Origin of the sequence: Enterococcus sp. DIV2384, assembly GCF_050534975.1 — a bacterium.
Taxonomy (GTDB): Bacteria; Bacillota; Bacilli; order Lactobacillales; family Enterococcaceae; genus Enterococcus; species Enterococcus faecalis.
Genome location: NZ_CP172905.1, coordinates 1 through 26,347 on the forward strand (window position 1 = coordinate 1; position 26,347 = coordinate 26,347).

General features: G+C 38.0%; 21 protein-coding genes. 20 read left to right on the forward strand and 1 reads right to left on the reverse strand.

Annotated features, from left to right (window positions below):
• The 14 genes from dnaA (at position 1) to IGK54_RS00070 (ending at position 17,276) form a co-directional block, all read left to right on the forward strand.
• On the forward strand, positions 1–1,344 hold the full coding sequence (gene dnaA, locus IGK54_RS00005; protein WP_430603089.1) for a chromosomal replication initiator protein DnaA: 1,344 nt from the start codon (positions 1–3) through the stop codon (positions 1,342–1,344).
• A 201-nt stretch (positions 1,345–1,545) separates the two neighbouring features.
• On the forward strand, positions 1,546–2,676 hold the full coding sequence (dnaN, locus tag IGK54_RS00010) for a DNA polymerase III subunit beta (protein ID WP_002356014.1): 1,131 nt from the start codon (positions 1,546–1,548) through the stop codon (positions 2,674–2,676).
• A 580-nt stretch (positions 2,677–3,256) separates the two neighbouring features.
• Positions 3,257–3,502: a S4 domain-containing protein YaaA gene (yaaA, locus tag IGK54_RS00015; protein WP_002356015.1), complete on the forward strand. Its 246-nt coding sequence runs from the start codon at positions 3,257–3,259 to the stop codon at positions 3,500–3,502.
• Entirely contained in the window at positions 3,489–4,616 is a 1,128-nt protein-coding gene (gene recF / locus IGK54_RS00020) for a DNA replication/repair protein RecF (protein ID WP_002356016.1), read from the forward strand. The genes yaaA and recF overlap by 14 nt, the downstream gene beginning before the upstream one ends.
• A complete protein-coding gene (gene gyrB / locus IGK54_RS00025) occupies positions 4,613–6,562 on the forward strand; it encodes a DNA topoisomerase (ATP-hydrolyzing) subunit B (protein ID WP_002359210.1) in 1,950 nt (649 codons plus the stop codon). Before recF ends, gyrB begins: the two co-directional genes overlap by 4 nt.
• Before the next feature lie 55 nt (positions 6,563–6,617).
• A complete protein-coding gene (gyrA, locus tag IGK54_RS00030; protein WP_002361457.1) occupies positions 6,618–9,119 on the forward strand; it encodes a DNA gyrase subunit A in 2,502 nt (833 codons plus the stop codon).
• 174 nt (positions 9,120–9,293) lie between these two features.
• Entirely contained in the window at positions 9,294–9,596 is a 303-nt protein-coding gene (rpsF, locus tag IGK54_RS00035) for a 30S ribosomal protein S6 (RefSeq protein ID WP_002356019.1), read from the forward strand.
• A gap of 44 nt (positions 9,597–9,640) precedes the next feature.
• Positions 9,641–10,207: a single-stranded DNA-binding protein gene (gene ssb, locus IGK54_RS00040; protein WP_002364599.1), complete on the forward strand. Its 567-nt coding sequence runs from the start codon at positions 9,641–9,643 to the stop codon at positions 10,205–10,207.
• Between the two features lie 25 nt (positions 10,208–10,232).
• Positions 10,233–10,472: a 30S ribosomal protein S18 gene (gene rpsR, locus IGK54_RS00045; RefSeq protein ID WP_002356021.1), complete on the forward strand. Its 240-nt coding sequence runs from the start codon at positions 10,233–10,235 to the stop codon at positions 10,470–10,472.
• A gap of 156 nt (positions 10,473–10,628) precedes the next feature.
• Positions 10,629–12,653: a DHH family phosphoesterase gene (locus tag IGK54_RS00050; protein WP_002363542.1), complete on the forward strand. Its 2,025-nt coding sequence runs from the start codon at positions 10,629–10,631 to the stop codon at positions 12,651–12,653.
• Positions 12,654–12,658: 5 nt separating this feature from the next.
• Positions 12,659–13,111, forward strand: a complete 453-nt coding sequence (gene rplI, locus IGK54_RS00055) for a 50S ribosomal protein L9 (RefSeq protein WP_002356023.1) — start codon at positions 12,659–12,661, stop codon at positions 13,109–13,111.
• A 273-nt stretch (positions 13,112–13,384) separates the two neighbouring features.
• Positions 13,385–14,752, forward strand: a complete 1,368-nt coding sequence (dnaB, locus tag IGK54_RS00060; RefSeq protein ID WP_002381331.1) for a replicative DNA helicase — start codon at positions 13,385–13,387, stop codon at positions 14,750–14,752.
• Between the two features lie 237 nt (positions 14,753–14,989).
• A complete protein-coding gene (locus tag IGK54_RS00065) occupies positions 14,990–16,282 on the forward strand; it encodes an adenylosuccinate synthase (protein ID WP_002359213.1) in 1,293 nt (430 codons plus the stop codon).
• A gap of 124 nt (positions 16,283–16,406) precedes the next feature.
• Entirely contained in the window at positions 16,407–17,276 is an 870-nt protein-coding gene (locus IGK54_RS00070; RefSeq protein WP_002376295.1) for a DegV family protein, read from the forward strand.
• Between the two features lie 39 nt (positions 17,277–17,315).
• On the opposite strand, the gene IGK54_RS00075 is transcribed toward IGK54_RS00070, so the two are convergent.
• The gene (locus tag IGK54_RS00075) at positions 17,316–18,947 is read right to left on the reverse strand and encodes an ABC-F family ATP-binding cassette domain-containing protein (RefSeq protein ID WP_142957504.1); all 1,632 of its coding nucleotides are present in this window, start codon (positions 18,945–18,947) and stop codon (positions 17,316–17,318) included.
• A gap of 253 nt (positions 18,948–19,200) precedes the next feature.
• On the opposite strand from IGK54_RS00075, the gene IGK54_RS00080 reads away from it, so the two are divergent.
• The 6 genes from IGK54_RS00080 to IGK54_RS00105 all read left to right on the forward strand — a co-directional run bounded on the left by IGK54_RS00080 (position 19,201) and on the right by IGK54_RS00105 (position 26,339).
• Positions 19,201–22,086, forward strand: coding sequence for a sigma 54-interacting transcriptional regulator (locus tag IGK54_RS00080; protein WP_002356028.1), 2,886 nt, complete (start codon positions 19,201–19,203; stop codon positions 22,084–22,086).
• A 202-nt stretch (positions 22,087–22,288) separates the two neighbouring features.
• The gene (locus IGK54_RS00085) at positions 22,289–22,801 is read left to right on the forward strand and encodes a mannose/fructose/sorbose PTS transporter subunit IIB (RefSeq protein ID WP_002385473.1); all 513 of its coding nucleotides are present in this window, start codon (positions 22,289–22,291) and stop codon (positions 22,799–22,801) included.
• A 234-nt stretch (positions 22,802–23,035) separates the two neighbouring features.
• Positions 23,036–24,028 (forward strand): mannose/fructose/sorbose PTS transporter subunit IIA, encoded by a 993-nt coding sequence (locus IGK54_RS00090; RefSeq protein WP_002356030.1) that lies wholly within the window; start codon positions 23,036–23,038, stop codon positions 24,026–24,028.
• 34 nt (positions 24,029–24,062) lie between these two features.
• Positions 24,063–24,866 (forward strand): PTS mannose/fructose/sorbose transporter subunit IIC, encoded by an 804-nt coding sequence (locus IGK54_RS00095; RefSeq protein WP_002356031.1) that lies wholly within the window; start codon positions 24,063–24,065, stop codon positions 24,864–24,866.
• A gap of 22 nt (positions 24,867–24,888) precedes the next feature.
• Positions 24,889–25,800, forward strand: a complete 912-nt coding sequence (locus IGK54_RS00100) for a PTS system mannose/fructose/sorbose family transporter subunit IID (RefSeq protein ID WP_002356032.1) — start codon at positions 24,889–24,891, stop codon at positions 25,798–25,800.
• 161 nt (positions 25,801–25,961) lie between these two features.
• Positions 25,962–26,339 (forward strand): DUF956 family protein, encoded by a 378-nt coding sequence (locus IGK54_RS00105; RefSeq protein WP_002356033.1) that lies wholly within the window; start codon positions 25,962–25,964, stop codon positions 26,337–26,339.
• Positions 26,340–26,347 lie beyond the last annotated feature (8 nt).

Genomic DNA, 26,347 nt, shown 5'->3' on the forward strand with positions numbered 1-26,347 from the left:
ATGCCCGACGTGGAAAGTTTTTGGCATAGCCTTGAAGAAGCCTATCAAGCGATTTTGTCGGCGCCAAGTTTTGATGCTTGGATTAAAACCACACGCCCTTTGAAATTAGACAACAATCAATTGTGGCTAGAAGTCCCTTCTGCAGTTCATCGTGATTACTGGGAAAAAAATCTTTCGGCAAAAATTGTCGAAACTGGATTTAAATTGACCGGTGCAGAAGTGATGCCCCATTTTGTTGTTGCCGATGAAAAAGACGCAGCACTGGCACAAGAACTCGAAGAACCTACCGAAGAAGAAGTTGTTTTTAGTGAACAAAGTAAAAAAGCGATGCTTAATCCTAAGTACACTTTCGACACCTTCGTTATTGGTAAAGGAAACCAAATGGCTCACGCTGCAGCGCTTGTTGTTGCCGAGGATCCGGGTTCGATTTACAATCCCCTTTTCTTCTATGGCGGTGTAGGGTTAGGGAAAACCCATTTGATGCATGCCATTGGTCATCAAATGTTAGTGAATCAACCAGATGCCAAAGTCAAATATGTTAGTAGCGAAACGTTTACGAATGAATTTATCAACTCAATTCAAACAAAGACATCCGAACAATTTCGGAAAGAATATCGCAATGTTGACTTATTATTAGTCGATGATATTCAATTTTTGGCGGAAAAAGAAGCAACATTGGAAGAATTTTTCCATACCTTCAACGATCTTTACAATGAAAATAAACAAATTGTTTTAACAAGTGATCGCCCGCCGAATGATATTCCAAAATTACCTGAACGATTAGTTTCTCGCTTTGCTTGGGGTTTGTCTGTCGATATCACCCCGCCTGATTTAGAAACACGGATTGCAATTTTGCGCAAAAAAGCAGATGCCGAGCGTTTAGAAATTCCGGATGATACACTAAGTTATATCGCTGGTCAAATCGATTCCAACATCCGTGAATTAGAGGGTGCTTTGGTCCGCGTTCAAGCCTTTGCAACTATTAATGGAGAAGATATTACCACTAGTTTAGCGGCGGACGCCTTGAAATCTCTAAAATCAGTTGGTAGTAAAAATCAATTGTCCATCTTACAAATTCAAGAAGAAGTATCCAAATATTATCATGTGCCTCTTAAGGATTTAAAAGGGAAAAAACGGGTGAAAACAATTGTGGTTCCTCGTCAAATCTCAATGTATCTTGCTAGAGAAATGACCGACAATTCCTTGCCAAAAATTGGTGCCGAATTTGGCGGCAAAGATCATACAACGGTGATTCATGCGCACGAAAAGATTCAGCAATTATTGGAAAAAGATCCAGCGATTCAAAAAGAAGTCAGTGAAATTAAAAATTTATTGAACTCTTAGGATGTGGAAAACTAAACAAAAAAGAACAAAGTTATCCACAACTTATACACAAGTGGATAACTTAGTAAAATCAATGCTTTTTTGACTTTTCCACAGAATCAACATGCCCTATTACTTTTATTATTTATTTATATATAATATACAAAACAGTGGCGTACAAAATTAGAACGTATTGAAAATACTTAAAAAGGAGTTTACATTATGAAATTAACGGTCAAACGAAGTGTCTTTTTACAAGAATTACAAACTGTTCAACGAGCAATTTCTTCTAAAACAACGATTCCAATCTTAACAGGTGTTAAAATTGTCTTATCAGAAGATGGCTTATCACTTACTGGGAGTAACGCGGATATTTCAATTGAAAGTTTTTTAAGTAAAGACGATGAAAAAGCTCAAATGACCATTGAACGCACAGGTAGCATCGTTTTACAATCTCGTTTCTTTGGCGAAATTATTCGTAAATTACCAGAAGATATGTTCACAATGGAAGTTCTAGATAACAATCAAGTTGCAATTACTTCAGGAAAAGCTGATTTTACGGTCAATGGATTAGATGCTGACAATTATCCGCACTTACCAGTAATTGATACTCAAAACCAAATGAAATTACCTGTTCATTTATTGACAAAAATTATTAGTGAAACAGGTTTTGCTGTATCGATGCACGAAAGTCGTCCAATTTTAACTGGGGTTCACTTTATTTTAGAAAATCAAAAATTACTTGCCGTTGCAACAGATTCACATCGTTTAAGTCAACGTGTGATCCCGACAGAACAAGCAGTAGAAGACTTTAACATTGTAATTCCAGGAAAAAGTTTAACTGAACTTTCTCGTTCATTAACCAATGAAGAAGAAATGGTTGAAATCAGCATTATGGAAAACCAAGTGCTATTTAAAACAGAAACAATGTACTTCTATTCTCGTTTGTTAGAAGGAAATTATCCTGATACCAACCGTTTAATTCCAACTAGCCATAACACGCAAATTGAATTTTATGTACCAGAATTGCTTTCAGCAATCGAACGTGCCTCTTTACTTTCTCATGAAGGACGTAACAATATTGTTCGCCTTTCAATTTCACCAGATTCTGTTGTTTTATATGGAAATTCACCTGAAATTGGAAAAGTCGAAGAAGCGTTAAACTATGAAAATGTTTCTGGTGAAGCGTTGGATATTTCTTTCAACCCAGATTATATGAAAGATGCGTTGCGAGCGTTTGGCGATATGAATATTACCGTGAAATTCCTTTCTCCAATTCGTCCGTTTACATTGGAGCCAACCGAAACAGAACTAGATTTCATTCAACTAATTACACCGGTTCGTACAAATTAATCATGTTTAAAAAAGACCTTCGGAAAATCACTATGATCGCCGAAGGTTCTTTTTTGTCGTCTATTTAAAGCCGATAAACGCTGCTAGATAAGCTTTTTAAAATCGCAATAGCTTTTACGCTAATTATATTGTGAATGTTTGAACTATCGTTTGACGAATAAATTCTGCCTTTTTTTTCGGGGATAAAGAAAAAAGCCCTTTAATTTTTCGTTTAAGGGCTGTTCATTTTTTTATGAATATTTCCTAGTGAAAGAAGTTCACGTTGCTTAAAACGACGCTCAGACCTCTACAAGCTACTTTTCTTCAATGCACGCCCTCTTCGTTTGTCTTTTGAGTTACCCCTAATTGTTTTTTAGTTAAACGCTACTCGTCATTTCTGCCAAATCAGGCCCCTTTTTTCTCAAGAAAATATCAATTTCCGTTTTAAAATGCTTTTTAAGAGTTTTTTTATCCTAATAATATTTTCGGTCATTTAGAATTAAAATTGCTTAGAATGAAAATTAGACAGATAAATTTGTTTTCTCTTATGAAAAAGGGTATAATATATATGAGAACGTATTAGAAAAAAGAGGGATGCACATTGAAAAAAACGTTTGTTTTAGCAACTGAGTATATAACGCTTGGTCAGTTTCTTAAAGAAATCAACGTCATTGGTAGTGGCGGCCAAGCCAAATGGTATTTGGCAGACAATAGCGTGTTTGTTGATGGCGAGTTGGAAAATCGTCGCGGACGGAAACTTTATGCGGGCATGATGATTGAGATACCTGAAGAAGGTACTTTTTTTATGGTGAAAAACGGAAACGAGTCCGACGATGCGGCTGAATGAGCTGACACTTCAGCATTATCGTAATTATGAAACAGTCAGCTTAGATTTTCCAAAAACGTTAAATCTTTTTTTAGGCGAAAACGCCCAAGGAAAAACCAACTTGTTAGAAAGCATTTATGTTCTAGCAATGACACGAAGTCATCGAACCAGCAATGAAAAAGAATTAATTGGCTGGGAACAAGCAGCAGCTAAAATTAGCGGTGTGGTTGAAAAAAAGACAGGCACCGTGCCGTTGGAAATTTTAATTTCCAACAAAGGACGTAAAACCAAGGTTAACCACATTGAGCAAAAAAGGCTCAGTGCGTACATTGGGCAACTGAATGTTATTTTATTTGCCCCAGAAGATTTATCTTTGGTGAAAGGCTCACCTCAAGTCCGCCGGAAATTTATTGACATGGAACTCGGACAAGTGAGTCCTATTTATCTTTATGATCTTGTCCAATATCAGTCTGTTTTAAAGCAACGGAACCAATACCTAAAACAACTAGCTGAAAAGAAACAAACAGATACTGTTTATCTCGATATTTTGACAGAGCAGCTAGCTGAATTTGGCGGGAAAGTTCTATACGCTCGGTTAGGTTTTCTTAAAAAATTAGAACACTGGGCAAACTTACTCCATCAAAAAATTAGTCATGGACGCGAAACGCTCACCATTGACTACGCATCAAGCATCCCAATTGACAACACGGATCTTTCCTTAGAAGCACTTCAAAATCAATTGCTCCAACAATTAATGAACAATCGTAAGCGTGAATTGTTTAAAGCGAATACTTTTTTAGGCCCTCATCGTGACGATTTGCTATTTATTGTCAATGGTCAAAATGTTCAAACGTATGGCTCACAAGGTCAACAGCGAACGACAGCTTTAAGTATTAAATTGGCAGAGATTGATTTGATGCATTCAGAAACAGGAGAATATCCTGTGTTATTACTAGATGATGTCATGAGTGAATTAGATAATGAACGTCAAATTCACTTGTTAGAAACGATTGAAGGCAAAGTTCAAACGTTCTTAACGACAACTAGTTTAGATCACATAAAAGACAAGCTAACAGTTGAACCAGATATTTTTTATGTTCAACAAGGCAAGATAGAAAGGAATTCAGCGACATGACAGAAGAAGAAAAAAACATGAGAGAACGTGCGCAAGAATATGACGCTAGTCAGATTCAAGTTTTGGAGGGCTTAGAAGCTGTCCGGAAACGTCCTGGTATGTACATAGGTTCTACTAGTGGCGAAGGGTTACACCACTTAGTATGGGAAATCGTTGACAACTCTATCGACGAAGCCTTAGCAGGATTTGCTAAATCAATTCAAGTAATTATCGAACCAGACGATAGTATTACTGTTATCGATGATGGTCGTGGAATTCCAGTCGGGATTCAAGCCAAAACAGGTCGCCCAGCTGTGGAAACAGTGTTTACAGTGCTACATGCCGGCGGGAAATTTGGCGGTGGCGGCTATAAAGTATCAGGTGGCTTGCACGGTGTTGGTTCCTCTGTTGTTAATGCTTTATCGACCAGTTTAGATGTTCGTGTTTATAAAGATGGCAAAGTGTATTACCAAGAATATCGTCGTGGTGCGGTTGTTGATGACCTAAAAGTTATCGAAGAAACGGATCGTCACGGAACTACTGTTCACTTTATTCCAGATCCTGAAATTTTTACAGAAACAACCGTTTATGATTTTGATAAATTAGCAACACGGGTTCGTGAATTAGCCTTTTTAAATCGAGGCTTACACATTTCAATTGAAGACCGTCGTGAAGGACAAGAAGATAAAAAAGAGTATCACTATGAAGGCGGGATTAAGAGTTATGTTGAGCATTTAAATGCCAATAAAGACGTTATTTTCCCAGAGCCAATCTTCATTGAAGGAGAGCAACAAGATATTACAGTGGAAGTGTCAATGCAGTATACAGATGGCTACCACTCAAATATTTTAAGTTTTGCCAACAATATTCATACTTATGAAGGCGGAACGCATGAATCTGGTTTTAAAACTTCTTTAACACGTGTGATTAATGACTATGCACGTAAACAAAAATTGATGAAAGAAAACGATGAAAAATTAACTGGGGAAGATGTTCGTGAAGGTTTAACCGCAGTGGTTTCCATCAAACATCCAGATCCTCAATTTGAAGGACAAACGAAAACGAAATTAGGGAACTCAGAAGTACGGACCGTTACGGATCGTTTATTCTCAGAATACTTTACAAAATTCTTAATGGAAAACCCAACAGTCGGCAAACAAATTGTCGAAAAAGGCATGTTGGCTTCAAAAGCTCGTTTAGCCGCTAAAAGAGCCCGTGAAGTCACCCGTCGTAAAGGCGCGTTAGAAATTAGCAACTTGCCAGGGAAGCTGGCTGATTGCTCAAGTAAAGATCCGGAAAAATGCGAATTATTTATCGTCGAAGGAGACTCGGCCGGCGGTTCAGCAAAACAAGGACGTAGCCGTGAATTCCAAGCCATTTTACCAATTCGTGGGAAAATCTTGAATGTCGAGAAAGCCAGCATGGATAAAATTTTAGCCAATGAAGAAATTCGGTCATTATTTACAGCTATGGGAACAGGCTTCGGCGAAGATTTCGATGTTTCTAAAGCACGTTATCACAAACTAGTGATTATGACCGATGCCGATGTCGATGGTGCGCATATTCGAACGTTGTTATTAACCTTGTTCTATCGCTTCATGCGTCCAATTGTTGAAGCTGGTTATGTGTATATTGCTCAACCACCACTATATGGTGTGAAACAAGGGAAAAACATCACCTACGTTCAACCGGGCAAACATGCTGAAGAGGAACTAGCAAAAGTGTTAGAAGAATTACCTGCTTCACCAAAACCAAGTGTTCAACGTTACAAAGGTTTGGGTGAAATGGATGATCACCAACTTTGGGAAACAACAATGGACCCAGAAAAACGATTAATGGCGCGAGTGAGTGTCGATGATGCCATTGAAGCTGACCAAATTTTTGAAATGCTAATGGGCGATCGTGTGGAACCACGTCGTGCGTTTATCGAAGAAAATGCCCATTACGTGAAAAACTTGGATATTTAATGTGTCGCAACGTTGTAAGAGACGCTAGAACATATATTTAGAGGGGAAAAAATTCATGAGTGAAGAAATTAAAGAAAACATTCAAGACGTCAATCTGACCAGCGAAATGAAAGAATCTTTCATTGACTACGCAATGAGTGTTATCGTAGCCCGCGCGTTACCTGACGTTCGTGACGGTTTAAAACCTGTTCATCGCCGAATCTTATATGGAATGAACGAATTAGGGGTAACCCCTGATAAACCACACAAAAAATCAGCCCGGATTGTTGGGGATGTTATGGGTAAATATCACCCCCATGGGGACAGTGCGATTTACGAATCAATGGTGCGGATGGCACAACCTTTTAGTTATCGGGCTATGTTAGTTGACGGCCACGGAAACTTCGGTTCTGTCGATGGTGACGGCGCTGCCGCTATGCGTTATACCGAAGCACGTATGAGTAAAATTGCTTTAGAAATGCTACGAGATATTAACAAAAATACAGTCGATTTCCAAGGAAACTATGATGATTCAGAACAAGAACCAGTAGTTTTACCTGCTCGTTTTCCAAACTTACTAGTTAACGGAACAACGGGGATTGCGGTGGGGATGGCAACAAACATTCCACCACACAATTTAAGTGAAGTGATTGATGCAACAAGTTTATTGATGGACAATCCTGATGTAACGACGAATGAATTGATGGAAGTGTTACCTGGACCAGATTTTCCAACAGGCGGTTTAGTGATGGGGAAATCAGGGATTCGCCGAGCATATGAAACAGGGAAAGGTTCGATTACTGTTCGTGCAAAAGTTGAATTGACTGAAATGCCGAATGGAAAAGAACGTATTTTAGTAACTGAATTGCCTTATATGGTGAATAAAGCCAAATTAATCGAACGAATTTCTGAATTACACAGAGATAAACGGATTGAAGGAATTACTGATTTGCGGGATGAATCTTCTCGTGAAGGCATGCGGATTGTCATCGATGTTCGTCGAGATGTGAGTGCCTCTGTTGTGTTAAACAACTTGTACAAAATGACTGCCTTACAAACATCTTTTGGTTTTAACATGTTAGCCATCGAAAAAGGCGTACCGAAAATTTTAAGCTTGAAACGTATTTTAGAAAATTACGTCGAGCACCAAAAAGAAGTCATTACTCGCCGGACGATTTTTGACAAAAACAAAGCAGAAGCACGGGCGCATATTTTAGAAGGTCTACGAATTGCCTTAGATCATATCGATGAAATCATTGCCATTATCCGTGGATCACAATCAGATGACGAAGCAAAAGCAACGTTAATTGAACGCTTTGAATTTTCAGATCGTCAAGCGCAAGCGATTTTAGATATGCGTTTACGCCGCTTAACAGGCTTAGAACGCGACAAAATTGAAAATGAATATCAAGAGCTATTGAAATTCATTGCGGACTTAGAGGACATTTTAGCCCGCCCAGAACGCGTCATTGAAATCATTAAAACAGAGTTAAATGACGTTCGCACAAAATTTGGTGATGCACGACGCACAGAATTATTAGTAGGTGAAGTCCTAAGTCTTGAAGATGAAGATTTAATCGAAGAAGAAGAAGTCGTGATTACATTAACCAATAACGGCTACATTAAGCGGATGGCAAACTCCGAATTCCGGGCGCAACGCCGCGGCGGACGTGGTGTCCAAGGCATGGGCGTTCATGATGATGATTTCGTGAAAAACCTAGTTTCTTGTTCAACACATGACACGTTATTATTCTTTACGAACACTGGGAAAGTTTACCGAGCAAAAGGTTACGAAATCCCTGAATACGGTAGAACAGCAAAAGGAATTCCAGTGATTAACTTACTGGGAATTGATTCTGCAGAAAAAATTCAAGCGATTATTTCTGTTGAGGGCAAAGCGGAAGCAGGTAAATACTTGTTCTTCACAACCTTAAAAGGAACCGTCAAACGGACAGCCGTAACAGCCTTTTCTAATATCCGTAGTAATGGATTAATCGCCATTAGCTTAAAAGAAGATGATGAGTTAGTTAACGTGGTAACGACTAATGGCAATCAGAAGATGATTATCGGAACACATGCAGGATACTCTGTCACATTTGATGAAAATACTGTACGTGATATGGGCCGGACAGCATCAGGTGTTCGTGGAATCCGTCTCCGCGAAAATGATTATGTGGTCGGCGCAGCGATTCTGGATGAAAATAAAGAAGTCCTAGTCATTACTGAAAATGGTTATGGTAAGCGTACAAAAGCTTCTGAATATCCAGTTAAAGGACGTGGCGGTAAAGGGATTAAGACAGCAAATATCACTGAGAAAAATGGTCCATTAGCTGGTTTAACCACGGTCAATGGTGATGAAGATATCTTATTGATTACGAACAAAGGCGTCATTATCCGCTTTAACGTTGATTCTGTTTCTCAAACAGGACGCGCAACATTAGGGGTTCGTTTAATGAGAATGGAAGATGGTGCCAAAGTGGTAACAATGGCTGTTGTAGAACCAGAAGAAGTGGAAGAAGAAATCGTTGAAGTTGTAGAAACAACAGAAAACGAAACAACATCAGAAACAGAAGAATAACATAAAAAAGTTTCGCCAGTTGGCGAAACTTTTTTATTGGGGCTTTTCAAAACTATTTCTTGCTTTTGTCCATCAATTAGCATATAATTAGAGATTGTGAACTACCTTTTTAGGTATGTTCTCCTTGCTCTTAGCCAACTAAGAGCCTTGAAGTCCATAGGGAGGTGAAAATCAATGAGTCAAGATACGAAGTACGAAATCATGTACATTATTCGTCCGAACATTGATGAAGAAGCAAAAACTGCTTTAGTAGAACGTTTCGACACAATCTTAAAAGATAACGGAGCAGAAGTTATCGAATCTAAAGATTGGGAAAAACGCCGCTTAGCATATGAAATGAACGGATTCCGTGAAGGCATCTATCATATCGTTAATGTTACTTCTCCATCAACAGCTGGCGCAATCAACGAGTTTGATCGTTTAGCAAAAATCAATGACGATATTATCCGTCATATGATCGTGAAGGTAGAAGCATAATTTGTTTCACATGAAACATTTATTGACGAAAGGAGATGTTTTGAATGATTAATAACGTTGTATTAGTCGGAAGATTGACAAAAGATCCTGACTTACGTTACACCGCTAGTGGTTCAGCTGTTGCGACCTTTACACTTGCTGTAAACCGTAACTTTACGAATCAAAATGGTGACCGTGAAGCAGACTTTATCAACTGTGTGATTTGGCGTAAACCCGCAGAAACAATGGCTAATTATGCCCGTAAAGGTACATTATTAGGTGTTGTCGGAAGAATTCAAACTCGTAACTACGAGAACCAACAAGGTCAACGTGTCTACGTAACTGAAGTGGTTTGTGAAAACTTCCAATTGTTAGAATCTCGTTCTGCTTCAGAACAAAGAGGAACTGGCGGCGGTAGCTTTAATAACAACGAAAATGGTTATCAATCACAAAATCGTAGCTTTGGTAATAACAATGCCGGTTCTGGATTTAATAACAACAACAATAGTTTCAATCCATCATCTTCTCAGTCGCAAAACAATAACGGTATGCCTGATTTCGATAAAGATTCTGATCCATTTGGTGGCTCAGGTTCATCTATCGACATTTCAGATGATGATTTACCATTCTAAACGAATTTGATAGGAGGGAACAAGAATGGCACAACAAAGAAGAGGCGGACGTAAACGTCGGAAAGTCGACTACATCGCAGCAAACCACATCGAATACATCGACTATAAAGATACTGAATTGTTAAAACGATTCATTTCAGAACGTGGCAAAATTTTACCACGTCGTGTTACAGGTACTGGCGCTAAAAACCAACGTAAATTAACGATTGCTATTAAACGCGCACGTATCATGGGATTATTACCATTCGTTAGTGACGAACAATAATTTTATGACAATTTCCAGAACCAAAGAGCTTGCTCTTTGGTTCTTTTTTATCTTGACTAGTGTTTCACGTGAAACATAACAAGGTTCGCAGAATGAAGTGTTTTGTGATAAAATAAGGGATGAAATAACTAGTGAATCACCAGAGCAATACGCTCGTTGGAACAAGTCGCCTCAAAGGTCTGCAGAAAGATTGGAGGCAAAAAAATGCAAAAGAAGAGAATTCAAAAAAACGGTTTCTTAATTGTTGTGGGTCTTCTCTTAGTAGAATTTCTCCTCTATTTCTTACTAACAAATAAATGGCTGCTATTGGCGGTAATTATCGCATTAGATATCTTTCTCTTAGTGGTTATTCGGCTGTTGATTAGAGATGTAGAAATTACGAACGTAGAAAAGATTCAAGAAGCAAGTTCCATTGCTGAACAATCGTTGGATTATGTTGTGAATGAAGTACCTGTGGGGATTATTACGTATAACGGGGAAACACGCGCGGTAGAATGGCTTAATCCTTATGCTGCTTCTATTTTTAATAAAGACAATCAGCTAACGTTAACCGCTAGCCAAGTTACGTCTTATTTAGAATTAGCAGAACGAAACCAAGATATTTTTACGATTGACGAAAATACCTATCGCTTTAGCGTCAATAAAGAACAACATACAATTACTTTTGAAGATATCACTAAAGAAAGTAATTTGTATCAAGAAAAAGTCGAAATGCAAACGGCTATTGGCATTGTGTCTGTCGATAATTATGATGATGTCACCGATACAATGGACGAGAAAGAAATTTCTTATTTGAATAGTTTCATTACGACGATGGTTTCTGATTGGATGGACCAATACAAAGTTTTTTATAAGCGAATCAACGCAGAACGTTATTTTTTCATTGCCCAATGGGAAGATATTCAAAAAATGATGGACGAAAAATTTTCTATTTTGGATACGATCCGTAAGGAATCAGCTAACCATGAAGTAGCCATTACGTTAAGCATGGGGATTGCTTATGGGGGGCCAACCTTAGATCAAACCGGGACCACGGCTCAAACAAACCTAGATACAGCTTTAGTACGTGGCGGCGATCAAGTGGTTGTAAAAGAAGCCAAAGATGAAGCGAAGCCGTTATTTTTTGGTGGAAAAACGGCAGTAACGACGAAACGTTCCCAAGTACGTTCTCGCGCAATGAGCATGGCAATTAAGGGAATTATTGCGGAATCTGCTGACATCTATATTATGGGCCATCGTTATCCAGATATGGATGCGTTAGGTTCAGCATTTGGTGTTGCTCGTTTAGCCTCGTTTAATAATCGAAAAGCGTGGATTGTTTTAGATGAAAATGAAATCATTCCCGATGTCAAAAGAGTGTTAGAGGCGATTAAAGAGTACCCAGAATTAGAAGAGCGCATTATTAGTCCTAAAGAGGCCATGAAGCGCAAGAAAGAAAGTAGCTTATTAGTTATGGTAGATTACCATAAACCGTCTCTATCGATCTCACAAGAGCTCTATGAGCGTTTTGATAAAGTAGTAATCATTGATCACCATCGACGAGGAGACGAATTTCCAGCAAAACCTTTGCTTTCTTATATTGAATCTTCTGCCTCTTCTGCTTCAGAATTAGTCACAGAATTGATCGAATACCAAAGTAATAGCGCAAATAAACTGCAGGCCTTTGAAGCAACCATGATGTTGGCGGGAATTGTGGTTGATACGAAAAGTTTCAATACACGAACGACGGCGCGAACATTTGATGTGGCTAGTTATTTACGAACTTGTGGAGCAGACTCATCTTTAGTACAATATCTATTAAGTTCTGATCTTACAAGCTATCTGGAAATGAACAACTTAATCTCTAAAAGCGAATATGTCACAAAAGATACCGTCGTTGTTGCCGGGAGTGAAGACAAAGAATATGATAGTGTCACAGCTGCCAAAACAGCGGACACATTACTTTCTATGGCAGGGATTAATGCAGCATTTGTCATTACCAAGCGGACGGATCAACAGATTGGCATTAGTGCTCGGAGTAATGGTTCAATTAATGTCCAAATTATTATGGAAAATTTAGGTGGTGGCGGTCACTTTACTAATGCGGCAGTACAATTATCAAACGTAACAGTAGCAGAAGTAAAAGAGCAACTACTTGATGTAATTCGTCAAAATATTAATGAAATGTATGAACAGGAGTGAAGGAAATGAAAGTCATTTTTTTACAAGACGTTAAAGGAAAAGGAAAAAAAGGGGACGTAAAAGAAGTGCCAACTGGTTACGCCCAAAACTTTTTAATTAAAAATGGTTATGCGAAAGAAGCCAATAAAGGGAGCATGAGTGCATTAGCGGGTCAAAAGAAAGCCCAAGAAAAACATGAAGCAGAAGTTTTAGCACAAGCAAAAGAAATGCAAGCCTTTTTAGAAGATGAAAAGACTGTTGTAGAGATCAAGGCAAAAGCTGGAGAAGATAGCCGTTTATTTGGCTCAATTCCTTCAAAACAAATTGCAGAAGCCTTAAACAAACAATACAATGTAAAATTGGATAAACGCAAAATCGAATTAGCCAACCCAATTCGTTCTCTAGGTTACACTAACGTACCAGTCAAACTACATCATGAAGTTACAGCGAAAATTAAGGTTCATGTCGTAGCGGAATAATACAATCGATAAAAAAGAAGCCGATTTCCCCGGCTTCTTTTTTATGCAAAATAAATTACTCAAATTATTTTTTATAATATTTAAAAATCAAATGCACAAAACTTTAAATTAACAAAAGTATTATATTTTTATTAATTGTATATTTTTTAAAATTGGAAAGTGAACTAAAAATAGAGAAATCAGCAGAGAAAAAATGTACTTTTTTTAATGAAATTGTGTTAAAATGGATAGACTAAATGAACCAGAAAGTAAGACATCGTGGGAGAGAACAAAATGAATGAATTATTGCAAGATAGGGTACCGCCACAAAATATTGAAGCGGAACAAGCCGTTTTAGGTTCTATTTTCTTAGATGCAGATGTGCTAATAGAAGCGATGGAATATGTGGAACCTAAAGATTTCTATCGTCGTAGTCATCAGTTGATTTTCCAAACGATGATGACCTTAAGCGACCGAAATGAAGCGATTGATGTGGTAACAATCAAAGATCGCCTAGAACAAGAGAATTTGTTAGAAGATGTTGGTGGACTAAGTTATCTGTCAGATTTAGCTTTAGCTGTGCCGACAGCTGCCAATGTCATTTATTATGCAAAAATTGTTGAACAAAAATCGTTGCTGCGCAACTTAATCCAAACCGCTACAGAGATTGTAACTAAAGGCTTTGAGCAAGGTGAAGATGTTGAATCTATTTTGGATGATGCAGAACGAAGCATTTTAGAAGTCTCCGAAAAGCGGAATCGTAGTGGCTTTTTATCAATTTCAGATGTTCTAAATACAACTATTGCGAATATTGACCAATTATACCAAAATGATGAAGAGATTACTGGTTTACCTACAGGCTATCAAGCATTGGATAAAATGACTGCCGGCTTGCAAGCGGAAGAGCTAATTATTTTAGCGGCCCGTCCAGCGGTAGGGAAAACCGCTTTTGCATTAAATATTGCCCAAAATGTCGGCACCAAAACAGATAAAGCTGTCGCTATTTTTAGTTTAGAAATGGGGGCAGAATCATTAGTGAACCGGATGCTTTGTGCAGAAGGATCCATTGAGGCCAGCCATTTAAGAACAGGGCAATTATCTGAAGAAGAATGGCAAAACTTAATTATTGCGATGGGTAGTTTGTCCCGTGCGAATATCTATATTGATGACACACCAGGGATTAAAATTACCGAAATTCGTGCGAAATGTCGTAAATTAGCACAAGAAAAAGGCAACTTAGGTCTAATTTTGATCGACTACCTACAATTGATTGAAGGAACTGGAAAAGAGAACCGCCAACAGGAGGTTTCTGATATTTCACGTCAATTAAAAAAATTAGCGAAAGAATTAAAAGTCCCAGTTATCGCTTTGTCACAGCTTTCTCGTGGCGTGGAACAACGTCAAGATAAACGTCCTGTGTTAAGTGATATTCGTGAGTCAGGTTCCATTGAGCAAGATGCCGATATCGTTGCCTTTCTTTATCGTGATGATTACTACGATCGTGGTGAAGGAGAAGACGGTGATCATGAGCCACCAGAAGTTGACAATGTTGTAGAAGTCATCATTGAGAAAAACCGTAGTGGTGCGCGTGGAACGGTCGAATTACTTTTCATTAAAGAATATAATAAATTTTCTTCGCTTTCGCCGAGGACAGAATTTTAAAAAAACGAACTCATTTTTTGAGTTCGTTTTTTTGCTTATTAAGGGATTAAAATCAGAGAGTAAAACACGAACAATATTCGTATATTTTATTGTTTTACAAAAACATAACTAAAAATGTTCGTATTTTTGACAGAAACGCTTTTGATTGTGAAAGAATATTCGATTTTTACCCTTGAAAGGGACTGGTTTTACTGGTACAATGATTCAGGACAAAAAAATTATGAACGAGGTGTTCGAATGTCATCAGTAGTAGTTGTTGGAACGCAATGGGGCGACGAAGGTAAAGGAAAAATTACAGACTTTCTAAGTGAAAATGCAGAAGTGATCGCTCGTTACCAAGGCGGAGATAACGCCGGACATACCATTAAATTCGACGGCGTAACGTATAAATTACATTTAATTCCTTCAGGGATTTTCTATAAAGAAAAAATTAGTGTAATTGGTAACGGCGTAGTTGTGAATCCAAAATCTTTAGTAAAAGAATTAGCTTATTTAAAAGAAAATAATGTTGCCACTGATAATTTACGTATTTCAGATCGTGCCCATGTCATCTTGCCGTATCATATTAAATTGGATCAATTGCAAGAAGATGCGAAAGGTGAAAACAAGATTGGGACAACGATTAAAGGAATTGGCCCAGCCTACATGGATAAAGCAGCACGGGTGGGAATCCGTATCGCTGATTTATTGGATAAAGAAATTTTTGCGGAACGTTTGCAAATTAACTTAGAAGAAAAAAATCGTCAATTCGTTAAAATGTTTGATAGCGAAGCCATTGAATTTGATGATATTTTTGAAGAATACTATGAATACGGACAACAAATTAAACAATATGTTACAGATACTTCGGTTATTTTAAATGATGCATTAGATGCTGGAAAACGGGTTTTATTTGAAGGGGCACAAGGTGTCATGTTGGATATCGATCAAGGAACCTATCCATTTGTTACTTCCTCTAATCCAGTAGCTGGTGGCGTAACTATCGGTAGTGGCGTTGGTCCATCAAAAATTAATAAAGTGGTTGGTGTCTGCAAAGCGTACACTTCACGTGTCGGTGACGGCCCATTCCCAACAGAATTATTTGATGAAACAGGAGAAACCATTCGTCGTGTCGGTAAAGAATACGGAACAACAACAGGACGTCCGCGTCGTGTCGGTTGGTTTGATTCAGTAGTTATGCGTCATTCAAAACGTGTATCAGGGATTACGAACTTGTCATTAAACTCGATTGACGTGTTAAGTGGTTTAGAAACGGTGAAAATTTGTACAGCTTATGAACTTGATGGTGAATTAATTTATCATTATCCAGCAAGCTTAAAAGAATTAAGCCGCTGTAAACCAGTTTATGAAGAATTACCAGGTTGGTCTGAAGATATCACTGGTTGCAAAACTTTAGCTGATTTACCAGCTAATGCTCGTAACTATGTGCATCGGATTTCAGAATTAGTTGGTGTGCGCATTTCAACATTCTCTGTAGGTCCAGACCGTAACCAAACGAACGTTTTAGAAAGCGTTTGGGCACAAATTTAAGCAGATTTTTAAGGGAACGTAAAGGATGGCTTATGCCAGTTCAGCCTTTACGTTCTTTTTTAATTTTATATAAAAATGAAAAACTATGGTAAAATAAAAGAAAACATGAAGGGGGCAATTGTCCGTGAATTATCAATTAGTGACAGATTCTTGTTGTGACTTGCCGTATACATACTTAAAAGAAAACCAAGTATCTTTTATTAGCATGAATATTCAAATTGACGGGAAAGAATATCGCGATGATTTAGGTGAAACGTTTGATTATCAGAACTTCTTAACGGCTATTAAAAATGGAAGTATGCCCACTACCTCTCAAGTTAATGTGGGACGCTACAATGAATTTTTCCGTCCTTTTGTGGAGCAAGGGTTACCGGTGATTTATTTAGCTTTTTCATCTGGGTTAAGTGGCTCTTATCAAAGTGCGTTGCAATCAGTAGAGATGTTAAAAGAAGAGTACGATAATGTAGAAATTCATATTATTGATACAAAAGCAGCTAGCTTAGGTCAAGGGATGTTAGTCCGAGAAGCCATTCGATTACAAACAGATGGTCATTCATTAGGAGAAGTTGTTGCCTATCTTGAAGAGCAAAAAATGAAACTTCACTCGTGGGTAACGGTAGATGATTTAAAACATTTAGAACGTGGCGGACGGATTTCTAAAACAGCGGCAGCACTTGGTGGCTTAATGAACATTAAACCAATTATTCGCGTGGATGCGGCAGGCAAACTAGCATCCGTTGGTAAAACTCGTGGACGAAACAAGTCCTTGCAAAAGATTGCGCAAGAAACGATTCAAGGCATTGTAGAGCCAATGAAACAAACACTGTTGATTGCATATGCGGGAACGAAAGATGACGCGGAAAAAGTCAAAGAATTAATTGAAAAAGAAATAGAGGTTAATGAGATACTGATTTATCCTCTAGGCCCCACCATTACTAGTCATACCGGAATAGGTTGTATTGCTGTGTTTTCTTTTGGTGAAAAAAGAAAATAAAAAATAGAGAAGTCATTTTTTAATGACTTCTCTATTTTTTTAATAATCTGAACTGAATAAAACGTCCATTTGTTTTTGAATTTCTGGGTTTTCCAAGAATTCATCATAGGTTGTTTCTGCCCGATCAATGACCCCTTTATCAGAAACAGCAATAATTCGGTTCGCTAATGTTTGGATAAATTGGTGGTCATGTGAAGCAAAAAGAATTGAACCAGTGAAAGCCATCAACCCATCATTTAATGCAGTGATTGATTCTAAGTCTAAGTGATTCGTTGGATCATCTAAGACTAAGACATTGGCTTTGGAAAGCATTAATTTTGAAAGCATGACACGCACTTTTTCGCCTCCGGAAAGAACATTGACTGGTTTTAGTACCTCTTCACCAGAGAATAACATCCGACCTAAGAAACTACGTAAGAACGTATTGTCATCTTCTTCTTTACCAGCAAATTGACGTAACCAATCTAAAATGGTTAATGGCTCTTCAAAGTCTTTGCTGTTGTCTTTTGGTAAATAAGCTTGGCTAGTTGTAACGCCCCAACGAACAGAACCTGTATCGGGAGTAATTTCGCCCATAATCACTTTGAATAACGTAGTCGTTGTAATATCTGAGTCAGCGATGAATGCCACTTTATCATCTTTTGTTAAGTTGAACGAGATATTATCTAAGATTTTTTTGCCATCAATCGTTACAGAGACATTTTCAACTTGTAATAAGTCATTGCCGATTTCACGTTCTGGTGTAAAACCAACGAATGGATAACGACGAGAGGAAGGTTGAATGTCATCTAAGGTAATTTTATCTAACATTTTTTTACGAGACGTTGCTTGTTTTGATTTTGAGGCATTGGCGCTAAAACGAGCGATAAAGTCTTGTAATTCTTTGATTTGTTCTTCTTTTTTGGCATTAGATTGTGCTTGCAATTTTGTCGCTAGTTGGCTTGATTCCAACCAGAAATCATAGTTACCAACGTAAAGTTTGATTTTACTAAAGTCTAAATCTGCCATGTGAGTGCAGACTTTGTTTAGGAAATGACGGTCATGGGAAACCACGATAACGGTATTTTCAAAGTTGATTAAAAATTCTTCTAACCAATTGATTGAGCGGGTGTCTAAACCATTTGTCGGCTCGTCTAATAGTAAGACATCTGGTTTACCAAAAAGAGATTGAGCTAATAATACTTTGACTTTTTGACCAGCTGTTAATTCGCTCATTTTTTGATCATGTAATTCTTCTGGAATGTTTAGCCCTTGGAGTAAAACAGCTGCTTCAGGTTCTGCTTCCCAACCGTCAAGTTCAGCAAATTCGCCTTCTAGTTCTGCGGCACGAATCCCATCTTCATCTGAAAAATCTTCTTTCGTATAGATAGCATCTTTTTCTTTCATTACTTCGTAAAGACGTTTATGTCCCATAATTACAGTTTCTAAAACAGTGTAGTCTTCGTAGTCAAAGTGATTTTGTTTCAGCGTTGCAAGTCGCTCATTAGGACCCATTGAAACCACGCCAGTTGTCGGTTGAATCTCACCTGATAAAATTTTAAGAAACGTTGATTTTCCTGCACCGTTTGCGCCGATTAAGCCGTAACAGTTGCCAGGAGTAAATTTAATATTCACTTCTTCAAAAAGTTTACGATCTGGAAATTGTAAACTTACATCATTAACAGTAATCAATTGTTTTCCTCGCTTTTAATATATTCTTGAACCTCTCTGCATTATATCGGCTACAGAACCTTTTTTCAAGGAGTTTCAATCTTTTTACAGAAACGAATAAAAAGGTGGGTTTTTTATAGAAAAAAAGGCGTTTTTTTAAAATGTTTCATGTGAAACAGAATTTTTTTTCATGAAAGGGTTTTTAGTGTATTTTTTTAATGATACACTGTATCATGTAAATTAATTAGTGTATCGATTAAAGGAGCCATCAAAAATGAAGCGGATTGAAAAAATCTATCAATATGTTAAAGAGCAAACGAAGAATTTAACGCCAATGACCTTAACAAGTGATGCGGGAGTCACGACACAAGAAATTTCAGAACGTTTAAACATTCAGCGGACCAATGCTAGTAAAGATTTGAATCAACTGGTTCGTGAAGGGCGCTTGAAAAAATTGTCTGGTCGACCAGTAAAATATGTCGCGCAGGTGGCGTTTCAGCATCGACCATTAACCAAGCCAGTTAAAAGTTATCGGGAAAAATCAATGGATCACTCCACAAAAACTTTTATCGAACCATTGGTTGAACCAGTAGTCACGACCAGCAAAACCCCAGAAGTTGAAGATATTTTCAAAAAAATTATCGGTTCAGCTGGAAGCATGAAAACGCCGGTTGAACAAGCCAAAGCAGCGATTTTATATCCGCCCAAAGGCTTGAATTGTTTAATTACTGGACCAACAGGTTCTGGGAAAACTTATTTTGCTCATGCCATGTTTCAATTTGCGAAGCTGAACCAAATTGTGGCCAAAGAAAAAGAGTTTGTGGTGTTTAACTGTGCAGACTATGCGCATAATCCAGAACTTTTGATGTCGCATTTATTTGGGTATGTAGAAGGGGCCTTCACAGGCGCTACGAAAGCGAAAGAAGGGATTATTGATGAAGCAGATGGCAGCATTCTGTTTTTAGATGAAGTACATCGGTTACCACCCGAAGGACAAGAAATGATTTTTTATTTTATGGATCACGGTGTGTACGCGCGTTTAGGTGAAACAGTGAAATCACATCATGCGGATGTTCGGATTATTTGTGCTACGACGGAGAATCCTACTTCTTCTTTATTGAATACTTTTGTGCGACGCATTCCGATTATCATTCAATTACCGAACTTTAGTGACCGTCCTGCGAAAGAAAAAATTGACCTCCTAAAAGTGATGGTTTCAATGGAAGCAGCGCGGATTCAACGGCGAATCTCTTTGTCAGAAGATGTGGTCAAAGCGTTAATCGGAAGTGTTTCTTATGGAAATGTCGGTCAGCTAAAATCGAATGTGCAACTTGTGACTGCGCGAGGGTTCCTTAATCAGATGGAACAAGAGGAATTAATGATTACGATGGACGAATTAACGGACAATATTAAAGAAGGCATTATGCAACTTGCCAGTAATCGAGAAGTATTGTCGGAGTTATCGAAATATCTGGAACCGCAATTAGTGGTATCACCAAATGAATCTTTAGTAGCTATTCAGTCAGATGCCTATGAATTGCCTTACAATCTATATGAGATTATTGGAGATAAAGCGGCTCTCTTAAAAGCAGACGGCTTGGACCAAGAACTAATTAATAATTTTATTACAACGGATATCAATGTTCATTTAAAATCTTTCTACAAAGATTATGGATTCACCTTTGATACAGAAAATAAATTGGCTGAAATTGTGGACCAACGAATTATTGATGTCACTAAGAAAATTTATAATTTTGCAGCGAAGCGGTTATCGTATTCGTTTCAACCCAACTTTATTTATGCAATGAGTTTACACATTAGTTCTTTCTTGAAACGCATCCAATTAGGCAAAGATCCTAAGCATCCTTTAAATGAAAGTATTCGAAATATGGTTTTAGATTATCCAACAGAGTTTGAAACAGCAAAAGAAATTAAAAATATTATTGAAAGTAGTTATCAGATGGAGATTCCTGAATCTGAAAGTTACTATTTAGCTGTTTTGCTCATTTCTTTAAGAGAAAATCCTGAGGCTGGCCGGATTGGCATTGTCGTGGCTGCGCACGGAAATAGTACCGCTAGCAGTATGGTACAAGTGGTTTCTCAATTGTTAAATGTTGATAATTTGAAGGCTGTGGATATGCCTTTAGATATGCCACCGAAAGAAGCTTTGCGTAAAATCGTTGAAGCAGTTGGTGAAGTGAATGAAGAAAATGGCGTACTATTATTAGTGGATATGGGTTCATTAAGTACGTTTTCAGAAGAAATTGTACGCCAGACAGGCATTGATGTGCGGACAGTAGACATGGTGACCACGCCAATTGTGCTTGAAGCGGCCCGCAAAACCGCATTAATTGATACGCAATTGGAAACACTTCACGAGTCTTTAAAAAACTTTCATGGCTATGCCGATATTCGCCAAAGTGAAACGAAACAAATCATTGAAAATTGGAAAACAAGAGCAATTATTGCTATCTGCGCTTCTGGAGAAGGAACTGCGCGCCGAATGAAAGAGCTTATTGAGGAAGCTGTCTTGCCACAAATAGACTGGCATTTAGAAGTGATTCCTTTGTCCATTGTAAATATGAAAGAAGTCTTGCCTAAAATTCAAGAAGACTATGAAATTATTGCGACAACTGGGATTACCAATCCCAAAATTGGTGTTCCTTATATTTCCATGGAAAATTTCTTTTCCGGTGAAGCAGAAAAAATTATTCAGCAATTACTAGCAGAGCGGAAAGAAGAAGTAATGAATAAGCCGTTGGACGAAGCGGCAGCAAAAGAAATTTGTCTAAAATATATGGAGCAAAGTTTCACTTTCATTAATGGAAAAAAAATCATTGATCTGTTGTGGTCATTCGCTAAAAATATCCAAACCCAATTAGCGATGCCAGAAGAGTACACATTTTACATCAATTTGATTATGCACACATCGGGCATGTTGGAGCGTATTTTACGGAATGATACACTGACGGTTTCAGAAAAAGAACTTGGTCGATTGGTTCAAGAGCCAATTTATCCAGTGATTGTGGCCTCAATTGAGACTATGGAAGAAGCTCTTAATATGGATGTTCCAGCAGAAGAAGTTTATTTTATCGCACAGTTAGTCAAAAATGCTCAGTGTATCGAAGATAAAATCACCGAAATTGATACACTAGATTAATACAGAAAAAACGATACACTATTTATTAGTGTATCGTTTTTTTTATTTTCTTAAAAAAACCTATAATTTTCTAGGTTTCGAACCGATACACTAAAATTGGCACGAAACTTGCTTATAATAAGGTGTCCCTTTTTACCTAAAATTTTTAGGTAAAAAGACAAAGGTCCTAACCTTTAAAAATGAATTTAAAGGAGCATTCCCGATGGTAATGGATATTCGTTTAGCTCGAATTGATGATCGATTAATTCATGGCCAAGTAGCAACTGTTTGGGCAAAATTGACGAACATTAATCGCATTTTAGTGGTTAGTGATTCCGTTGCTCATGACAATTTGAGAAAAGCCTTGTTGGTTCAAGCTGCTCCACCTGGTGTCAAAGTAAATGTCATCACTGTTCAAAAAATGATTGATGTTTACCCTGATCCTCGTTTTGATTCGTTTCGAGCCATGTTGTTATTCACTAATCCTTTGGACGTGAAACGAGTGGTCGAAGGCGGTGTACAACTAACTTCTGTGAATATTGGCGGAATGAGTTTCAGTACAGGCAAGCGAATGATTACGAATGCAGTCGCAGTGGATGCCAACGATTTAAAAGCATTTCTGTTTTTAAATGAACAAGGTATTGAATTGGAAATTCGAAAAGTCGCAGCAGACAGCCAAGTGAATTTGATGGATTTACTGAAAAAAGAGCGTAGCAAAGAAAATAACGCCAGCTGACGTTCATTTTTACAGACGAAAGACATTGAAAGGATGTGGTGGCCTAGGACCAACATCATTGCTTCATGAACTGTATTGATAAAGGCAAGTGCTGATGTTGAAAAAAATCAAGAACTATTGAAATTTTTTCATTTATTTTTGTCAGAATCTGATTTATCTGATTTTTTTCAAAAAGTGAAAGCGTTTAGCAGTACAACCATGAAAAAAAACATCAATTATACAGGAGGTATAAAAATGGTAGGAATTATCCTAGCAAGTCACGGTGAATTTGCTGAAGGGATCTTGCAATCTGGTGCAATGATCTTTGGCGAACAAGAAAATGTAAAAGCAGTTACGTTAATGCCTAGCGAAGGTCCCGATGATGTAAAAGCAAAAATGCAAGAAGCCATTGCATCGTTTGACAATCAAGACGAAGTACTATTTTTAGTTGACCTATGGGGAGGAACACCATTTAACCAAGCGAACTCATTGTTAGAAGATCATAAAGACAAATGGGCAATCGTTGCAGGTATGAACTTACCAATGGTTATTGAAGCATATGCTTCTCGTTTCTCTATGGAATCAGCACAAGAAATTGCGACACACATTCTTGAAACAGCAAAAGATGGTGTCAAAGTTAAACCAGAAGAGTTACAACCAGCAGAAGCACCAAAAGCTGCTGCGACAGAAGATGCACAGCCAAAAGGTTCGTTACCACCAGGTACAGTTGTTGGCGATGGCAAAATTAAATTTGTGCTAGCACGTATTGATTCACGTTTATTACATGGTCAAGTAGCAACAGCTTGGACAAAAGCAACACAACCAAACAGAATTATTGTTGTTTCTGATGCCGTTGCAAAAGATGACTTACGTAAGAAATTAATCGAACAAGCAGCTCCTCCAGGAGTAAAAGCCAATGTTATTCCAATCAGTAAAATGATTGAAGTAGCGAAAGATCCACGTTTTGGCAATACAAAAGCATTATTATTATTTGAAAATCCTGAAGACGTCTTAAAAGTGGTTGAAGGCGGCGTAGAAATCCCAGAAGTAAACGTTGGTTCAATGGCTCACTCTGTTGGAAAAGTCGTTGTAAGCAAAGTATTATCAATGGGTCAAGAAGACGTTGATACGTTTGATGAATTAAAAGCCAAAGGCATCAAATTTGATGTGCGTAAAGTGCCAAATGATTCAAAAGCGAATATGGACGAAATTTTGAAAAAAGCAAAAAATGAGTTAGCAAACGCGTAACTCGCCAAATACAAATCAAAATAGGAGGCTTATCATGTCTGTTATATCAATTATTTTAGTTTTACTCGTTGCCTTTCTAGCTGGTATGGAAGGGATTTTGGATGAGTTCCAATTCCACCAACCGTTAGTAGCATGTACATTAATCGGATTAGTTACTGGTAATTTAGAAGCCGGAATTGTTTTAGGTGGTACTTTACAAATGATCGCGTTAGGTTGGGCGAACATCGGGGCTGCCGTTGCACCGGATGCCGCTTTAGCATCTGTTGCCTCAGCAATTATTTTAGTTTTAGGTGGCCAAGGTGTTAAAGGTGTTCCTTCAGCGATTGCCATCGCAGTTCCTTTAGCGGTTGCAGGTTTGTTCTTAACAATGATCGTTCGGACAGTTGCGGTTCCAATCGTTCACATGATGGACGCGGCTGCTGAAAAAGGCAACATTAAACAAGTTGAAATGTTACACATTTTCGCTGTATGTTTACAAGGTATTCGTATTGCGATTCCAGCAGGTGCGTTACTATTCATTCCTGCTGACACTGTTCGTAATTTCTTAGAATCAATGCCAGCTTGGTTAACTGATGGTATGGCTATCGGTGGTGGTATGGTCGTTGCCGTAGGTTATGCATTAGTAATCAACATGATGGCAACAAAAGAAGTATGGCCATTCTTCATTATCGGTTTCGTAGTCGCAGCGATTTCTCAATTAACATTAATCGCATTAGGTGCTTTAGGTGTCGCTTTAGCTCTTATTTACTTGAACTTATCTAAAATGGGCGGTTCTTCTAACTCAAATGGCGGAGGCAACTCTGGCGACCCATTAGGCGATATTTTAAACGACTACTAATTCTGAAGGAGGAGCAAAGAAAATGGCAGAAAAAATTCAATTAACTAAAAAAGATCGTTTAGCTGTAGCTTGGCGTTCAACATTTATCCAAGGTTCTTGGAACTATGAACGTATGCAAAACGGCGGCTGGGCATTCTCAATGATTCCAGCAATCAAAAAATTATATAAAACGAAAGAAGAACGTTCAGCGGCGTTAAAACGTCACTTAGAATTCTTTAATACACACCCATACATTGCCTCACCAATCCTTGGTGTAACATTAGCTTTGGAAGAAGAACGTGCCAATGGCGCACCAGTTGATGACGTAGCGATTCAAGGGGTTAAAGTTGGGATGATGGGTCCTTTAGCCGGTGTCGGTGACCCAGTTTTCTGGTTTACTGTTCGTCCAATGTTAGGCGCTTTAGGTGCTTCCTTAGCAATGGGTGGTAACATCTTAGGCCCAATCTTATTCTTCGTTGCTTGGAACTTAATTCGTTGGTCATTCATGTGGTATACACAAGAGTTTGGTTACAAAGCAGGTTCTAAAATTACTGATGACCTTTCAGGTGGTTTACTACAAGATATTACAAAAGGTGCTTCTATTTTAGGGATGTTCGTACTGGCCGCATTAGTTCAACGTTGGGTATCGATTAAGTTCTTACCAATTGTCTCACAAGTTAAGTTAGACAAAGGTGCTTATATCGAGTGGGATAAACTTCCTGCTGGCGGTGAAGGAATGCATAAAGCCTTTGAACAAGTGAACCAAGGCTTGGCGCTTTCACCAACGAAAGTTACTACTTTACAAGATAACTTAGATCAATTGATTCCAGGTCTAGCACCATTACTACTTACATTCTTATGTATGTGGTTATTGAAGAAAAAAGTTAGCCCAATCGTTATCATTCTTGGTTTATTCGTAGTCGGCGTTGTCGGCCACTTAATCGGCTTATTATAAGAATGACGAAGTAAGTTCATTACTTCTAATCAAAAAAAGCGGAAGAGAAGTCGAGAAACTTTTCTTCCGCTTTTTTAAACAAAGATGTAATTTTGTTTGTTTCGATCAGGAAAGAAACGTATAATAAAGAGGAATTAGTCGAATGAAATGGAGCAGATAACATGGTACAATCATTAAACACAAAAGTTGATTTAGTTATAGATGCGACGGCATTTACAGGATTAACAGATTATGGACAAATTATGATAGGTGACCGCGGGTTTGAATTTTACCATGCCAAAGATCCACGTAAGTTTATCCAAATTCCGTGGGAAGAAGTCGATTACGTGTTGGCTTCAGTAATGTTCAAAGGAAAATGGATTCCTCGTTATGCGATTCAAACCAAGAAAAATGGGACGTATACGTTTGCTTCAAAAGAGCCGAAGCGAGTGTTACGAGCTATTCGTGAATATGTTGACCCAGATCATATGGTCCAATCTTTGAGTTTCTTTGATGTCATAAAAAGAGGGATTCTCTCGATTGGGAAAAAGAAAAAATAATTTATAAC

What these genes read in the sequence shown, in the direction of transcription:
- dnaA (WP_430603089.1), top strand. Translation starts at nt 1, where the DNA reads ATGCCCGACGTGGAAAGTTTTTGGCATAGCCTTGAAGAAGCCTATCAA.
- dnaN (WP_002356014.1), top strand. Translation starts at nt 1,546, where the DNA reads ATGAAATTAACGGTCAAACGAAGTGTCTTTTTACAAGAATTACAAACT.
- recF (WP_002356016.1), top strand. Translation starts at nt 3,489, where the DNA reads ATGCGGCTGAATGAGCTGACACTTCAGCATTATCGTAATTATGAAACA.
- gyrB (WP_002359210.1), top strand. Translation starts at nt 4,613, where the DNA reads ATGACAGAAGAAGAAAAAAACATGAGAGAACGTGCGCAAGAATATGAC.
- gyrA (WP_002361457.1), top strand. Translation starts at nt 6,618, where the DNA reads ATGAGTGAAGAAATTAAAGAAAACATTCAAGACGTCAATCTGACCAGC.
- rpsF (WP_002356019.1), top strand. Translation starts at nt 9,294, where the DNA reads ATGAGTCAAGATACGAAGTACGAAATCATGTACATTATTCGTCCGAAC.
- ssb (WP_002364599.1), top strand. Translation starts at nt 9,641, where the DNA reads ATGATTAATAACGTTGTATTAGTCGGAAGATTGACAAAAGATCCTGAC.
- rpsR (WP_002356021.1), top strand. Translation starts at nt 10,233, where the DNA reads ATGGCACAACAAAGAAGAGGCGGACGTAAACGTCGGAAAGTCGACTAC.
- rplI (WP_002356023.1), top strand. Translation starts at nt 12,659, where the DNA reads ATGAAAGTCATTTTTTTACAAGACGTTAAAGGAAAAGGAAAAAAAGGG.
- dnaB (WP_002381331.1), top strand. Translation starts at nt 13,385, where the DNA reads ATGAATGAATTATTGCAAGATAGGGTACCGCCACAAAATATTGAAGCG.
- IGK54_RS00065 (WP_002359213.1), top strand. Translation starts at nt 14,990, where the DNA reads ATGTCATCAGTAGTAGTTGTTGGAACGCAATGGGGCGACGAAGGTAAA.
- IGK54_RS00080 (WP_002356028.1), top strand. Translation starts at nt 19,201, where the DNA reads ATGAAGCGGATTGAAAAAATCTATCAATATGTTAAAGAGCAAACGAAG.
- IGK54_RS00085 (WP_002385473.1), top strand. Translation starts at nt 22,289, where the DNA reads ATGGTAATGGATATTCGTTTAGCTCGAATTGATGATCGATTAATTCAT.
- IGK54_RS00090 (WP_002356030.1), top strand. Translation starts at nt 23,036, where the DNA reads ATGGTAGGAATTATCCTAGCAAGTCACGGTGAATTTGCTGAAGGGATC.
- IGK54_RS00095 (WP_002356031.1), top strand. Translation starts at nt 24,063, where the DNA reads ATGTCTGTTATATCAATTATTTTAGTTTTACTCGTTGCCTTTCTAGCT.
- IGK54_RS00100 (WP_002356032.1), top strand. Translation starts at nt 24,889, where the DNA reads ATGGCAGAAAAAATTCAATTAACTAAAAAAGATCGTTTAGCTGTAGCT.
- IGK54_RS00105 (WP_002356033.1), top strand. Translation starts at nt 25,962, where the DNA reads ATGGTACAATCATTAAACACAAAAGTTGATTTAGTTATAGATGCGACG.